This window comes from Micromonospora sp. MH33 (assembly GCF_003013775.1).
Lineage (GTDB): Bacteria > Actinomycetota > Actinomycetes > Mycobacteriales > Micromonosporaceae > Micromonospora > Micromonospora fulviviridis.
This window is the reverse complement of the sequence record NZ_MUYZ01000182.1, coordinates 1-13,835: the sequence shown is the minus strand read 5'-3', so window position 1 is coordinate 13,835 and position 13,835 is coordinate 1. Positions and strand designations below refer to the sequence as shown.

At 73.9% G+C, this 13,835-nt stretch carries 13 protein-coding genes; 7 read left to right on the top strand and 6 right to left on the bottom strand.

What is annotated here, in order from left to right:
- Positions 1 to 263: type VII secretion protein EccB (locus B0E53_RS23885; RefSeq protein ID WP_210406189.1), on the top strand; the 263-nt coding region annotated here is incomplete at its 5' end.
- Between the two features lie 127 nt (positions 264 to 390).
- Here B0E53_RS23885 and B0E53_RS23880 read toward each other — a convergent pair.
- Positions 391 to 996 (bottom strand): class I SAM-dependent methyltransferase, encoded by a 606-nt coding sequence (locus tag B0E53_RS23880; RefSeq protein WP_107078105.1) that lies wholly within the window; start codon positions 994 to 996, stop codon positions 391 to 393.
- A 145-nt stretch (positions 997 to 1,141) separates the two neighbouring features.
- Positions 1,142 to 1,648 (bottom strand): tetratricopeptide repeat protein, encoded by a 507-nt coding sequence (locus tag B0E53_RS23875; RefSeq protein WP_107078104.1) that lies wholly within the window; start codon positions 1,646 to 1,648, stop codon positions 1,142 to 1,144.
- A gap of 111 nt (positions 1,649 to 1,759) precedes the next feature.
- Between B0E53_RS23875 and B0E53_RS23870 the strand changes: the two genes are divergently transcribed.
- Positions 1,760 to 2,728 carry a DUF5937 family protein gene (locus B0E53_RS23870; RefSeq protein WP_107078103.1) on the top strand — a complete coding sequence of 323 codons (969 nt, stop codon included), beginning with the start codon at positions 1,760 to 1,762 and terminating at the stop codon, positions 2,726 to 2,728.
- Positions 2,729 to 2,741: 13 nt separating this feature from the next.
- Here B0E53_RS23870 and B0E53_RS23865 read toward each other — a convergent pair whose 3' ends face one another.
- From B0E53_RS23865 to B0E53_RS23855, 3 genes are read right to left on the bottom strand one after another with little or no spacing between them, the layout of a single operon-like run.
- Positions 2,742 to 3,608, bottom strand: coding sequence for a carbohydrate ABC transporter permease (locus tag B0E53_RS23865; RefSeq protein ID WP_107078102.1), 867 nt, complete (start codon positions 3,606 to 3,608; stop codon positions 2,742 to 2,744).
- Positions 3,608 to 4,570 (bottom strand): sugar ABC transporter permease, encoded by a 963-nt coding sequence (locus B0E53_RS23860; protein ID WP_107078101.1) that lies wholly within the window; start codon positions 4,568 to 4,570, stop codon positions 3,608 to 3,610. The genes B0E53_RS23865 and B0E53_RS23860 overlap by 1 nt, the downstream gene beginning before the upstream one ends.
- Entirely contained in the window at positions 4,567 to 5,958 is a 1,392-nt protein-coding gene (locus tag B0E53_RS23855) for an extracellular solute-binding protein (protein ID WP_107078100.1), read from the bottom strand. The genes B0E53_RS23860 and B0E53_RS23855 overlap by 4 nt, the downstream gene beginning before the upstream one ends.
- A gap of 119 nt (positions 5,959 to 6,077) precedes the next feature.
- On the opposite strand from B0E53_RS23855, the gene B0E53_RS23850 reads away from it, so the two are divergent.
- The 3 genes from B0E53_RS23850 to B0E53_RS23840 are packed head-to-tail and all read left to right on the top strand — an operon-like array spanning position 6,078 to position 9,300.
- Positions 6,078 to 7,115, top strand: coding sequence for a zinc-binding dehydrogenase (locus B0E53_RS23850; protein WP_107078099.1), 1,038 nt, complete (start codon positions 6,078 to 6,080; stop codon positions 7,113 to 7,115).
- On the top strand, positions 7,115 to 7,933 hold the full coding sequence (locus B0E53_RS23845; RefSeq protein ID WP_107078098.1) for a sugar phosphate isomerase/epimerase family protein: 819 nt from the start codon (positions 7,115 to 7,117) through the stop codon (positions 7,931 to 7,933). The genes B0E53_RS23850 and B0E53_RS23845 overlap by 1 nt, the downstream gene beginning before the upstream one ends.
- A gap of 29 nt (positions 7,934 to 7,962) precedes the next feature.
- Positions 7,963 to 9,300, top strand: a complete 1,338-nt coding sequence (locus B0E53_RS23840; protein WP_107078106.1) for a hypothetical protein — start codon at positions 7,963 to 7,965, stop codon at positions 9,298 to 9,300.
- A gap of 117 nt (positions 9,301 to 9,417) precedes the next feature.
- Here B0E53_RS23840 and B0E53_RS23835 read toward each other — a convergent pair whose 3' ends face one another.
- Complete coding sequence (locus tag B0E53_RS23835) at positions 9,418 to 11,559, bottom strand: molybdopterin-dependent oxidoreductase (RefSeq protein WP_107078097.1); 2,142 nt, start codon at positions 11,557 to 11,559, stop codon at positions 9,418 to 9,420.
- Between the two features lie 224 nt (positions 11,560 to 11,783).
- Here B0E53_RS23835 and B0E53_RS23830 point away from each other — a divergent pair, with 224 nt between their 5' ends.
- Both B0E53_RS23830 and B0E53_RS23825 read left to right on the top strand, forming a co-directional pair.
- Complete coding sequence (locus B0E53_RS23830) at positions 11,784 to 12,179, top strand: DUF2267 domain-containing protein (protein ID WP_107078096.1); 396 nt, start codon at positions 11,784 to 11,786, stop codon at positions 12,177 to 12,179.
- A gap of 327 nt (positions 12,180 to 12,506) precedes the next feature.
- Positions 12,507 to 13,835, top strand: a 1,329-nt coding sequence (locus B0E53_RS23825; RefSeq protein ID WP_146167746.1) for an AMP-binding protein, incomplete at its 3' end; no start/stop codon positions are given.

Sequence of the window (13,835 nt, the reverse complement as noted above, 5' to 3'; positions counted from 1 at the left end):
GCGGCCTCGCCGACCGGGTGTTGGTCGAGCCGGGTCGGGGCGCGGTGGTGGAGGCCGCGGCGGCGCCCGGCGCCACGGGCGGCGCGGTCAGCGTCGTCACCGACCTCGGCCGGCGATACGTGCTCACCGGCGGGGACGTGCTCGGCATGCTCGGGTACGCCGGGGTCCGTCCGGTCCGGCTGCCGGCGGGCCTAGTGGATCTGGTGCCGGCCGGAAGCCCGCTCGACCCCGCCGCCGCCCGCGCCGTCGCCGCCCCGGCCTGACCCGGTGCCGCGTATCGGCGTGATCGACTTCGGTTGCGGCAGGTAGGGGTATCGGGGTGCGGGGATACCGCGACCTGCGCAAGATCGAGCGGGTCAGCGTCGCGTCGGTCCGAGCGGGCGGAACCGGTCACGCCGTCGGCTTGCGCAGCACCGTGACCGCCCATTCGGCGTCGTCGTGCCAGGGGCGCAGGTCCCAGGTGGCGAAGCGGTGCTCCAGCCGCAGCCCGGCCGCCACGGCGTCGGCGTCGAACTCGGCGACCGGGTAGCCCCGGCGGGTGTCGAAGCCGACCACCACCAGGCCGTCCGGCCGGACGTGCGCGGCGACCCGGGCCAGCACGGCGCGTTCGGTGCCGGAGGCCACGAAGACCATCACGTTGCCGGCGATCACCGCCGCGTCGAACGGCTCGGGCTCATCCTGCGTGGCGAGGTCCAGCTCGGCGAGGTCGGCGACCAGGTAGCGCGGGCCGGGGTGGTCGGCGCGGGCGGCCTCGACCAGAGCCGGGTCGGCGTCCACGCCCACCACCGTGTGCCCGCGGGCGGCCAGCGCGGCGGCGACCCGGCCGGTGCCCGAGCCGGCGTCCAGGATCCGGGCGCCCGGAGCGACGAGCGCGTCCAGCAGCCGGGCCTCGCCGGCCAGGTCCGCACCCTCGGCGGCGAGCTGGCGGAACCGGTCGATGTACCACTGCGAGTGTCCCGGCTTCGTCTCGGTCACCCAGCGGGTCGGCTTGCCCATGCCGTCACCGTAACTGATCTTGCCAGGGCCGGCGCCGGGAACGGGTGGGCTCAGGGTAGGGCCAGGAGGGTGGCGGCGGTGAGCGGGACGCCGGCGGCCGTACCGGCGAGGACCTGCGGCCAGGTGTGGTCGTCAGGTCCGCGAATCAGTTCGGCTCGACCAGGAGGCGGGCGTAGTTGGCCATCGACCGTTGGTAGCGGGGCAGGTGCCTGGCGAGCGCCCCGACAGCGATCGACACCGCCTCCCGCTCCCGGCCGACACTGGTCAGCGCCAGCGCGAGCGTCGCGCTCACCGCGTCGTCGAGCTCGTCGCGGCCGCGCTCGCGCTCCTCGGTCAACAGCCGGACACTCTCCCCGGCCTGCCCGATGTTCCGCAGCGAGCTGGACAGCTGGATCACCGAGCGTCGCCGGCGGATGCCGTCGATGCCCAGCTCCAACGCCTTGCGGTAGAGCGGAATCGCCCGGTCCGAATGGCCGGTCGAGTCCCAGGCGCAGGCCCGCTCGAACGCCGCCACCGGATGATCCGGCCCCAACTCGTCGGCGAGGGCGCCGACCCGCTCGCGGAATTCCTGCTCGTCCCAGTCGTCGGGGGCCGCGTTGAAGGCCGCCCACAGGTCCGCGCTGCGCTGCTCCCAGTCGGTGCTCGGGTTCATAGTCGTTCTCCTCGTGATCGTCTGTGCGGAAGACACTCTCCGAGCGCTGATACCGTGGGCGCCAGTGATTCGGGAAAGGCCGAATCTCCTCATCGTCAAGGTCGGGTGCGGATGGCGGTCACGCTGCGGTTCGGCGCCGCCGACCTGTTGCGCTGCCGCTTCGCCACCTCGCCCATGCTCGAGACGCTGTCCGCGGTGCGCCTGCTCTCCCCGCGCGAAGGGGTCGGCCCCCATCGCCGTTGGTTGGACACCCTGGACCCGCGGGAACTCGACCTGCGGCCGATCGCCCTGCTCCAGCCGCGTCGCGGCTACACCCCCGACTTCCTCTCACCGCCCCCGGTCAGCCCGCACGCCCGGTTCGAGGACGAACTCGCGGCCGTGGCGGCGACTGACCATGATCGGGTACGCGCGGAGGTGCGACGGTCATTGGCGGACACCCCAGGGGCGGTTGAGTCGCGGACCGGGCGTCTCCTGCTGGGCGAACCAGCCCTTGTTCTCCAGACGCTGGTCGCACTGGTCCAGCAGGCCTGGGAGGTCCTGGTCGAACCGGTCTGGCCGCAGGTACGCGGGCTGCTCGACGCCGATGTGGGGTTCCAGACCCGACGTCTCGCCGAAGGCGGCCTGGACCGGTTGTTCGCCGAGCTGCATCCACGACTGCGCTGGAAAAACGGCGTGCTGAGCCGCGAGTACGGCGACGACGAGCATCGCGATCTGCGTGGCGAGGGAGTCGTCCTGGTGCCCAGCGCCTTCAAGTGGGACCAGGTCATCGTGATCGTGGACCCGCCGTGGCAGCCCACGCTGGTCTATCCGGCCCGGGGGCTCGGCACGCTCTGGGAGCCCCTGTCCACCGATCGGCATGCCGCTCTGGGCCGGTTGATCGGCAGGACCCGGGCGGCGCTGCTCATCAGCCTCGACGAGCCGGCCAGCACCACAGTGCTGGCCCACCGCCACGCGCTGGCCGCCGGGACGGTCTCCGAGCACCTGTCGGTGCTGCGCGACGCCGGGTTCGTCACCGGGGAACGACACCGGCACGAGATCCGCTACCGGCGTACGCCGCTCGGCGAAGCCGTGCTCCGGTAGCGCCGCGGTGCGCTCACCCTTTCTCGGCGCCGCTGGTCAGGCCCTCGGTGAGCAGCCGCTCGCTGGCGAAGAAGAGGATCACGATCGGCAGGGTGAGGATCACCGAGCCGGCCATGAGCACCGTCTTCGGCACCTCGACGCCGTCGGAGAGCAGCGACAGGCCCAGCGAGACGGTCCACCGGTTGGGCCGGTCGACCAGGAAGAGCAGCGCGAAGAGGAACTCGTTCCAGGCGATCATGAAGTCGTAGAGGGCGACCGCCATCACCGACGGCGCGGCGAGCGGCAGGCTGACCCGGCGGATGATGCCGAGCCGGCTGGCCCCGTCGATCGCGGCGGACTCCTCCAGGCTGATCGGGATCGTCTCGAAGTAGTTCTTCAGCATGTAGACCGAGACCGGCAGGGTCTGCGAGATGTAGACTAGCACCAGCCCGACCAGCGACCCGCGCAGCCCGGCCCGGGTGAAGACCACGAAGAGCGGGATCGCGATGACGATCGACGGGAACAGGTAGACCGCCAGGAACAGCGCGCTGACCTGCCGCCGGCCGAAGAACCGCAGCCGGGACACCGCGTACGCGCCGGGGATGGCGATCACCAGGGTGAGCGCGGTGGCGGACAGCGCCACGATGCCGCTGTTGCGGATGAAGGCGAGGAAGCCCTGCCCGCCGTCCTCCACGGATTTCAGCACCTCGGCGTAGGTGGCGACGGTCAGCTCGCCGAACGGCACGAGCAGCGAGCCGGGGTCGAGCAGCAGCCGCTCGATGGGGCGTACCGAGAGCACCAGCATGTACCAGAACGGCAGAAGGGTGACCAGCAGGAAGGCGGCGATCACCAGCCGGCGCAGCCAGCGCAGGCTCACCGTCTCGATCCGGTCCCGGTCCATCACGCCTCCTCCCGTCGGCCGCTGAAGAAGCGCAGGTAGATCGCGACGAAGACGATCAGCACGACGGCCAGCACGACCGCCTGGGCCGCCGCCGCGCCGATGTCGGTCCGCGCGGTGAGGAACTGGTAGACCCGGACGCTGACCACCTCGGTGCCGGCCGAGCCCCCGGTGAGCAGGTAGACGTCGTCGAACTTGTTGAAGGTCATGATGAACCGGAGCACCCCGATCAGTGCGATCACCGGCATGAGCTGGGGCAGCAGGATGTACCGGAAGCGCTGGGTCGGGGTTGCCCCGTCGACCCGCGCGGCCTCCTCCAGCTCGCCCGGCACGGCCTGGAGCCGGGCCAGCAGGAACAGGAAGGCGAACGGGAAGTAGCGCCACGCCTCGAACGCGATGACCGTCCAGAGCGCGGTGGACTCCTGGGACAGGAACGGCACCGGCTCGTCCCAGCCGAGGAACCGCCGGCCCCAGTCGTTGACGAAGCCGAGCTGAGGGTCGAGCATCACCTGCCAGACGAACGTCATGGCAACCACCGGCGCCACGTACGGCAGCAGCATGGACGCGCGGACGATGGTGCGGCCCCGGAACGGCCGGCGGACCACCAGCGCCGCCACCAGGCCGACCAGGATGGAGCCGACGGTCCCGCCGGCGCTGTAGACGACGGTGGTCCAGAGCGTGTCGGCGAAGCCGGGGGTGTGCAGCACCCGGTCGACGTTGTCCAGGGTCAGTTCGCCGAAGAGGCCGGTCCGGCGCAGGGTCGCGAGGCGTACCCGTTGGAAGGCCAGCACCACGGTCCAGACGATCGGGATGCCGATCACCGCGACCACGACGAGCAGGGTGGGGGTGACCAGCGCGAGCCCGGCGCGGGACTCGCGGCGGCGCAGGGTGAGCGGGCGTCGGCCGGGCCGGCGGGGCCGCTCCCCGGTCGGGGAGCGGCCGGCCTCCGGCGCGGTGGTGGTCAATTCACGCCCTTGGCGATCGCGTCGACGTCCTTCTTCGCCCGCTCGGCGGCGGCCCGGGCGTCGGACTTCCCGCCGATCACGTCGGCGAGCGCCTTGGGCACCGGCAGCTCGCCGAGGATCGCCCCGACCAGCTTCCCCTGGCCCTGGGTCAGCCCCCAGCGCTGGAAGGTGTCCGGGCTCCTGCGCAGGGTGGCGAGCACGTCCTCGCCGTAGACCGCCGACAGCGGCTGCTTGCGGTCCACGCCGGCCTGGCTGGTGTTCCAGGCGGTGAGGAACTTCTGCTTGTCCTCCGCGGTGCCGGTGCGCACCGGGAAGCGCCCCTCGGGGGACATGCCGAACCAGCGCGGGTAGCCGTCGGAGAGCATGTACTCCACGAAGGACGACGCGGAGTCGCTCGCGCCGTCGAGCACCGCCCAGGAGCTGATCTCGCCGTACTGGGCCGGTTCGGCGCCGTTCGGGCCCTTGATCGCCGTGACGAAGCCGCTGTTCTTCGCGAGCCACGCCGGGTCGGACTGGCACTGCGGGCACGTCGGCCTGGCGTCGTTGCGCAGCCCGGCCAGCTCGTCGAGGATGAACGGGGACCAGATCAGCATGGCGGCCTTGCCGGCGAAGTAGGTGGCCCGGGTGGTGTCCACGTCCTGCGCCCCCTTGACCGAGTTGTTCCGCATCAGGTCGCCGTAGAAGCGGAACGCCTCGACGCACTCGGCGGAGTCCAGCGTGACCTTGCCGGCGTCGTCGGTGAGCTGGCAGTTGTTGGCCAGCGCGAGGTGCTCGAAGGTCTGCTGGGTGAAGACGTCGCCGGGGGCGGTCGCCGCAGTGATGCCGGCGACGCCGCCGGTGTTCAGCTTCGCCGCCGCGGCGGCGATCTTCTCGTACGTGTCGGGGGCGGGCAGTCCCGCCGCGGCGAACAGGTCCTTGCGGTAGACCAGCAGCTGGCCCCACCCGTCACTGGGTACGGCGAGCTGCTTGCCGTCCTCGCTGGTCAGTTCGAGGGCGCGCGGGGAGAAGGTGTCCCGGCCGAGCTTGTCGACGACCCGCTTGTTGGCGTCCGGTTCGAGCAGGTCGTTGCCGGACAGTGTGCGCACCCCGGCCAGGGAGACCGAGCCGACCACGTCGGGCAGGTCGCCGGCGGCGGCGCTGGAGGCGATGAGGGAGGGGAACTGGTCCTCGTTGACGGTGACGAGGTTGACCTTGACGCCGGTCTTGGCGGTGTAGTCCGCGATGATGGCCTTGGTGGCGTTCACCCGGTCCGCGACGTCTTCCAGGCTCCACACTGTTATCTGGGAACTGTCGGATTTCGGCTCGTCGTCACCGCAGGCCAGCAGGGTTGTCCCGGCAAGTGCCATGATCAGGGTGGGGGCGAGGATCCGCATCGAGGGTGATGGCATCGGTGGCACTCCTCTCGAAGGGTACATCAGGGATTTAACGCCTTCGATTGATCGTTTACAAGACATTTACCAACATTTCGGTTTAGAATCGGGTTCGGCACTTTCCTCGGAGCGACGCCATGGCCAACTGGGTTGTCTCTCTGGCTGGGCCCCGGCGGGTGACCCTGGAGCCCTGCCCCCCGGACCCGCTCGGCCCGGGCCAGGTCCGCGTCCGCACCTGCTACTCCGGGATCTCCGCCGGCACCGAGCTGACCCTCTACCGGGGCAGCAATCCCCGGCTCAGCAAGGACTGGGACGACGCCACCCGGATGTTCGTGCCCCGGCAGGCCCCGCCCGCGTACCCGGTGGTGGGCTTCGGCTACGAGGAGGTCGGCGAGATCGTCGAGGTCGCCGCCGACGTCGCCGACCGCCGGCCCGGCCAGGTCGTCTGGGGCATCTGGGGGCACCGCGCGGAGGCCGTGCTGGCGGCCGGCGCGGTCACCCCGCTCGCCCCCGGACTCGACCCCCTGGTCGCCGTCTTCGCCCGCCCGGGCGCCATCGCGCTGACCGCCGTGCTCGCCGGCGACCTGCACCTCGGCGACTGGGTCGGTGTCTTCGGGCAGGGGGTGATCGGGCTGCTCGGCACCCGGCTCGCCGTCCTCTCCGGAGCCCGGGTGGTGGCCGTCGACCGGGTGCCGGACCGGCTCGCGCACGCCACCCGGCTCGGCGCCCGCCGGGTCGTCGACGCCGCCGTCGACTCCGCCGCGGCCACGCTGCACGCGGCCACCGGCGGCCGCGGCGCGGACGTCTGCCTGGAGCTGTCCGGGTCGTACCCGGCGCTGCACGAGGCGATCCGCGCCACCGCCCACGCCGGCCGCGTCGTGGCCGCCGGCTTCTACCAGGGGTACGCCCACGGGCTGGAACTCGGCGAGGAGTTCCACCACAACCGGATCCAGCTGGTGGCGGCCCAGGTCTCCGGGCCCGCCCCGGCACCCGGCACGGCCGGCCGGTGGACCGGGGCGCGGATCGCCCACACCTTCATGGACCTGGTGGCCGAGGGCAGCGTCGACCCGCTGCCGCTGGTGAGCCACGTCGTCGACGCGGGCGCGGTGGCCGACGCGCTGGCGTTGCTCGACCGCGGTGACGGTGACGTCCTCCAAGTGGTGCTGAGGTTCTGATGACCATCCCACTCGCCTGCCAGGAGCAGCTGCTCCCCGGCGCCGGCCTGTCCGAGAAGTACGCCCTCGCCATCTCCCTCGGCTACCAGGGCATCGAACTGCGCGGCCGGGGCGACCTGGCCCTCGCCCGGCGGCTGCCGGAGCTGCGCCGGGCCCGCGCCGAGGGCGTGGTCATGCCGACCGTCTGCGTCGAGATGGACCACTTCATCGGCGACTTCGACCCCGCGCGTTCCCGGGACGCGGTGCGCAACCTGCGCTCCCAGCTCTCGGTGATCGCCGAGCTCGGCGGGATCGGCGCGATGACCCCGGCCGCCTGGGGGATGTTCTCCCGCCGGCTGCCGCCGTTCGAGCCGCCCCGCCCGCCCGAGGGTGACCGGCAGGTGCTGGTCGACGCCCTGGGCGAGCTGGGCGAGCACGCCCGCGCCGCGGGGGTCACCCTCTTCCTGGAACCCCTCAACCGGTACGAGGACCACATGGTCAACCGGCTCGACGAGGCGGTCGCCCTGTGCCGCGCCGTCGGCCTGCCCTCGGTCCGGGTGGTCGCCGACACCTACCACATGAACATCGAGGAGGACGACGCCTGCGCGGCGCTCCGCGCGGCCGCGCCGTACCTGGGGCACGTGCAGGTCAGCGACTCCAACCGGTACCAGCCGGGCGCCGGGCACCTGGACTGGCCGGCGCTGCTGGCCACCCTGGACGCGATCGGCTACCCCGGCTGGCTGGCGCTGGAGTGCCGGCTGCGCGGCGAACCGGTCGCGGCCCTGCGCCAGGCCGCCGCCGTCCTCGCCCAGGCCGGGCCACGGCGGGCGGCGGCGTGACCGCCGGTGTCCCCGGCGGCAGGGCCGGGGTGCGGGCCGGCGGCCCCGGCCGCACCGATCCCGAGCGGGCCGCCCGGCTGCGCCGGCTGGCGCTGGCCACGCTGGACGCCAACTGGGAGCACGACCACACCGTCCCGTCCCGCACCCTCTATCCGCACCAGTGGAGCTGGGATTCGGCGTTCATCGCGGTCGGGCTGGTGCACGCCCGTCCCGACCGGGCCTGGCGGGAGCTGCGTACCCTCTTCGCCGCGCAGTGGGCCGACGGGCGGGTGCCGCACATCGTGTTCAACCCGGCGCTGCGGGCCGGCGCGTACTTCCCCGGGCCCGGGTTCTGGGACTCGGCCCGGGCCGACGGCGCCCCGGCGGCGGCCACCTCGGGGATCGTCCAGCCGCCGGTGCACGCCCCGGCCGCCTGGCTGGTGCACCGCCGCGCCCCCTCCGAGGCGTCGGTGGCGGCGCTGCGCTGGCTCTACCCGCGGCTGGTCGCCCAGCAGCGCTACCTGACCGAGCGGCGGGACGCCGGCGGGGGCGGGCTGGCCGCCATCGTGCACCCGTGGGAGTCCGGCCTGGACAACAGCCCCGCCTGGGACGCCCCGATGGCCGCGGTGCCCGCCGACGAGGCGGTGATGCGGGCGTACCGCCGGCACGACACCGCGCACGCCGACGCGGCGCACCGCCCCACCGACCTCGACTACGCGCGCTACGTCGCGCTGGTGACCGCCTACCGGGCGGGCCGCTACCGGGACGAGGGCCTGCTCGGCCGGCATCCGTTCCTGGTGGAGTGCCCGCTGGTCAACGCGGCGCTCGGGGTGTCCGAGCAGGCCCTCGCGCGGATCGCCACCGTGGTCGGGGCCGACCCCGGGCCGCACCGGGACCGCGCGGCCCGGATCACACAGGCCCTGGTCGAGCGGCTCTTCGACCCGGCCACCGGGACCTTCCGCCCGCGCGACGTCCGGGCCGACCGGCTCGTCCCGGCCCGGACGGTGCTCGGGCTGATGCCGCTGATCCTGCCCGACCTGCCACCCGCCCAGGTGCGGGCGGTGCTGGCCGAGGCGTGCTCGCCCCGGTTCGGCCTGGCCGCCCGGATGGACCGCCCGCTGCCCACCTACGACCGCACCGCCCCGGACTTCGAGCCGCTGCGCTACTGGCGCGGCCCGAGCTGGCTGAACACCAGCTGGCTGCTGTGGCGAGGGCTGCGCGGCCACCGCCGCGCCGACCTGGCGGCCGCCCTGCGGGAGTCCATGCTGGACCTGGTCGACGCGGCCGGCTGCCACGAGTACTTCCACCCGGACACCGGGGCGGGGCTCGGCTCACCGGCGTTCAGCTGGACGGCCGCGCTGGTGCTGGATGCCCTGGCCGAGGGCTGAGCCGCCGGTCGTCGCCCCGCGGAGGCGACGCCCGCGACCCCGCCGGACCCGATCAGGCGATGCCGGCGGGGGTCGCGCCGCCGGCCCGCAGCGCGGCCATCGGCGGGAAGTCCCGGCTCAGCCGGCCGGTACGGCCGCCGCGTCGGCGGGTGGGGCCGGCGCGGGCACGGTCGCCGCGTCCGCGGGCGGCTCCGGGGTCAGCAGCTCGGCCGGCACCGGCTCGACCTCGACCCGGCAGTCGTGGAACGTCGGCGCCTCGCCCAGGTCGGTGTCGCGTACGGCGGTGACCGCGTTGACGGTGGACCGCCCCGGGCTCAGCCGCGCCCAGTACGCCTTGTAGGTGAAGGCCAGCCCCGGCCGGGTCGCCTCGTCCACGGCGACCGCCGCGAGGAACGCGCCCCGGTCGTTGTGCACCCGCACCGCGTCGCCGTCGGCGAGGCCGCGCGCCGCCGCGTCGTCCGGGTGCAGGTGCACCCGGGGCGGCCCGGTCCGCCGGGTGTGCCAGGGCAGCGAGGCGAAGGTGGAGTTCATGAGGAACCGGCCGGCCGGGGCGAGCAGCACCAGCGGGAACCGGCGGGCCAGCTCGGCGTCGGCGGCCTCCACCGGCGGGGTGTGCCCGGGCAGCGGGTCCACCCCGAGCCGGGCCAGCGCCGGGTCGTGCAGCCGGGCCCGGCCGTCCGGGGTGCGGAAGCCGCCGGCGGCGAACGGGGCGGCGCCGACCGGCACGCCGGTGGTCCGGGCGTACGTCCGCTCGCGCAGCTCCTCGAAGCTGACCGGCGTGCCGGCCAGCAACTGCCGGGCCAGGTCCTCGTCGGTGTCGGAGAACCGGGGATGGTGGATGCCGAGCGCGGCCGCGATCCGCCGGAAGATCTCGGTGTTCGGCAGCGCCTCCCCGGGCGCCCGGGTGACCGGGAGGTTCAGCGTCGTGTAGTGGTGGCCGTAGGAGGAGTGCAGGTCGAGGTGTTCGGGCTGCATGGTGGCCGGCAGCACCACGTCGGCGTAGTCGCAGGTGTCGGTCCAGCGCTGTTCCAGCACCACGGTGAACAGGTCGGTGCGGCGCAGGCCGGCGAAAAGCCGGTTCTGGTCCGGGGCGGTGGCGGCCGGGTTGGCGTTGAACACCACCAGCGAGGTCACCGGCGGGTCGGCCTCCCCGGTGAGCACGGTCGCGAGCCGGCTCATGTTCACCGACCGGGCCGGCGGGGCCGGCATGCCGGGCGGCCGGACCACCGGTTCCTCCTCGATGGGGTGGTGCCCGCTGGTCGACACCAGGGCGCCGCCGCCCGGGTACCGGAAGTCGCCGGTGACCAGCGGCAGCGCGCAGATCGCCCGGATCGCCTGGCCGGCGCCGTGGTGCCGTTGCAGGCCCAGGCCGACCCGGACGGCGGTGGGGCGGGTGGTGGCGATCCGGTCGCCGAGCCGGCGGAGCGCCTCCACGGGCAGGCCGCACTCGGCGGCGGCCCGCTCCACCGGCCACTCGTCGAGCCGGGCGCTCAGCTCGGGCCAGCCGACGGTGTGCGCGGCCAGCCACTCCTCGTCGGCCGCCCCGGCGTCGCGCACGTGCCGCATCAGGCCGAGGGCGAGCGCCGCGTCGGTGCCGGGCAGCGGGGCGAGGTGCTCGTCGCTGCGGGCCGCGGTGTCGGTGCGCAGCGGATCGATGGTGACCAGGTACGCGCCGCGCTCCCGGGCCTGCTGCACGAACGGCCACAGGTGCAGGTTGGTGGCGAGCGGGTTGGCGCCCCAGAGCACGATGAGCTTCGCCGCCACGATCGACTCCGGCTCGAAGCCGATCGAGCTGCCGTAGATCGAGCGCAGCGCGGCCCGGGCCGCGCCGGTGCAGATGGTGGTGTCCAGCCGGGACGCCCCCAGGTGGGCGAAGAGCCGCTGGCCCATCGTCCAGCCCTGCACGTGCCCCATCGTGCCGGCGAAGTAGTAGGGCAGCACCGCCTCGGGGCCGTCCCGCTCGATGCTGGCGCGCAGCCCGGCGGCCACCCGGTCGACCGCCTCGGCCCAGCTAGCCGGCCGGTACGCGACCCGCCCGGCGCCCTTCGGGCCGGTGCGGACGTAGGGCGTGGTGAGCCGGTCGGGGCCGTTGACGGCGTCGAGGTAGCGGTTGACCTTGCCGCAGAGCGCGCCCCGGGTGAACGGGTGGTCGCGGTCGCCGCGCAGCGCGACGGCCCGGCCGTCCTCCACCGTGAGCTGCCATGCGCAGGTGTCCGGGCAGTCCAGCGGGCAGGCGCCGGGGTGGGTGGTGCGGGCCATGCGGCGAGCCTACCGAGCCACGACGCCGGCACGCGGGTCCGGATGACCTGTTACGCCGCCGGCTACCGGGGCACCCTGCGGCCGGCGAGGACGGTGGGCGTACCGGTAGCCGATCCGCTGTTTGCCGCCGTCGGGTGCGGGTAACCGCGGGCGCGACGTCCCGGGTCGCGAGGCGCGGACGGGTTGGACACCCGGCGGCGGCCGGCGACGACAGGAGTGCGGCTGTGCGGTTTCCCCGATTCGTCGAGGCGGTGTCCCGCCGCGCCGAACTGCCCACCGAGCAGGCCGCCACGATCTCCCGGGCGGTGTTGCAGACCCTCGCCGAGCGGATCACCGCCACCGAGTCGGCGGACCTGGCCGCGCAGCTGCCGGACGAGGTGGGCAGCTACCTGGCCGCGCCCGGCGAGGGCGGCACCACCGGCGGCGCGGTCGCCTTCCTGTACCGGGTGGCGGAGCGGGCCGGCGTGGACCCGGCGGTCGCCGAGGTCGGGGCCAGGGCGGTCCTCGCCACGCTGCGCGAGACGGTCACGGTCGGGGAGTTCCAGGATCTCGTGGCGCAGCTCCCCAAGGGATTCGACGCGATGGTCGACCCGATCCCGCGCCCACCGTACGATGTGTAGGCAGGCTCCCCGAGAGACGCGGGTTGAGCTGCGGCAACGGGGCCGCTCGGCGGAAATTCCACGGCCAGGAAGTATTTTCACCGTAAAATAACTCGCGAGTAGGCACTTACGCGGTAGATCGTCTACGCGCTAGGGGGATGATCGGACGAATTCCTTCGTCCGAGGTTCCACGTGCCGTCATCCCTTCGGCTTGACCTGTATCAATGCTCTCCCCATCGAGAGATTGAGCTTTATTCTGCCTCCAGTGTGAAGTCCTGGGGGGGATCATGATCACAGTCACCGAACGCTGCGCGCCTGCCGTCCACGGGGAAACATCAGCCCGCTGACATGGCACAGCCGATGATCATCAATCGTTTCGGCGAGGTCGCGGCGCATCACGGTGAACGTCCGGCTCTGCTCGGTGAGACCCACGAGGTCGGTTACGCCGAGTTGGCCGGGGCGGCCGGGGGGCACGCGGCCGCGCTCGTCGCCGCCGGCGCCCGGCCGGGCGACCGGATCGCCCTGCTCACCGCGCACGGCGCCCCGACCGTCGCGGCGCTGCTCGGCGCCCTCGCCGCCGGGTGCGCGTACGTGCCGCTGGACCCGGGCTTCCCGGTCGACCGGCTGCGCCACATGCTCGCCGCCGCCGGGGCGACCGCCGTCGCCTGCGCCGCCGAGCACCGCGAGCTGGCCCGGGCACTCGCCGACGGACGGACCGTGGTGCCGCTCGACGAGGTGCCGCCCGCCCCGCTGCGGCCCGTCCCGGTCGACCCGGACGCGCTGGCGTACGTGCTGTTCACCTCGGGCTCCACCGGGGTGCCCAAGGCGGTCGGGCAGACCCACCGCAACCTGGCGCACGTCGTCGACAACCAGATCGCCGCGCTGGCGATCGGCCCGGCCGACCGGCTCAGCCTGCTCGCCTCGTTCAGCTTCGACGCCGCCATCCCCGACCTCTACCCGGCGCTGCTCACCGGCGCCGCCGTCGTCCCCGTCGACCTGCGCCGCCAGGGGCTCGCACACGCCGTCGAGCAGCTCGACCGGCACCGGGCCACCGTGCTGCACTGCACGCCCACCGTCTACCGCTACCTGCTGGACACCCTCGGCGAACGGCGGCTCGACGCGGTCCGGGTGGTGCTGCTCGGCGGCGAGCAGGCCACGTACGCCGATGCGGCCCGCGGCCGGGAACGGTTCGCCCCCGACTGCCGGCTGGTCAACGGCTACGGCGCCACCGAGATGACCTTCGTGGCCCGGCACGCGCTGCCGCTGTCCACGGTGGACCCGACCGCCGCCGGCCCGCTGCCGATCGGCACCGCCTTCCCCGGCTACCAGGTGGACCTCGCCCCGGACACCGGCGAGCTGGTGGTCCGCAGCCGGCACCTCGCCCCCGGCTACCTCAACCAGGACAGCGACCGGTTCAGCGTGGACGCCGACGGAGTGCGGTCGTACCGCACCGGCGACCTCGGCCGGCGGCTGCCCGGCGGTGAGCTGGTCTGCCTCGGCCGGCTCGACCGGCAGGTCAAGGTGCGCGGGCACCGCGTCGAGCTGACCGAGATCGAGGCCGTGCTCGCCGCCCAGCCCGGCGTGGCCGGGGTACGCGCCATCGCCCGCGACGGCGAGCTGCTGGCGTACGCCCGGCCGGCCGGCGACCGCCCCGACCCGGCCGCGCTGCGCGCCGCG

Coding starts and splice junctions, on each gene's coding strand:
- B0E53_RS23845 (WP_107078098.1), top strand. CDS start 7,115: ATGACCATCCCACTCGCCTGCCAGGAGCAGCTGCTCCCCGGCGCCGGC.
- B0E53_RS23835 (WP_107078097.1), bottom strand. CDS start 11,559: ATGGCCCGCACCACCCACCCCGGCGCCTGCCCGCTGGACTGCCCGGAC.
- B0E53_RS23870 (WP_107078103.1), top strand. CDS start 1,760: ATGGCGGTCACGCTGCGGTTCGGCGCCGCCGACCTGTTGCGCTGCCGC.
- B0E53_RS23855 (WP_107078100.1), bottom strand. CDS start 5,958: ATGCCATCACCCTCGATGCGGATCCTCGCCCCCACCCTGATCATGGCA.
- B0E53_RS23880 (WP_107078105.1), bottom strand. CDS start 996: ATGGGCAAGCCGACCCGCTGGGTGACCGAGACGAAGCCGGGACACTCG.
- B0E53_RS23875 (WP_107078104.1), bottom strand. CDS start 1,648: ATGAACCCGAGCACCGACTGGGAGCAGCGCAGCGCGGACCTGTGGGCG.
- B0E53_RS23865 (WP_107078102.1), bottom strand. CDS start 3,608: ATGGACCGGGACCGGATCGAGACGGTGAGCCTGCGCTGGCTGCGCCGG.
- B0E53_RS23850 (WP_107078099.1), top strand. CDS start 6,078: ATGGCCAACTGGGTTGTCTCTCTGGCTGGGCCCCGGCGGGTGACCCTG.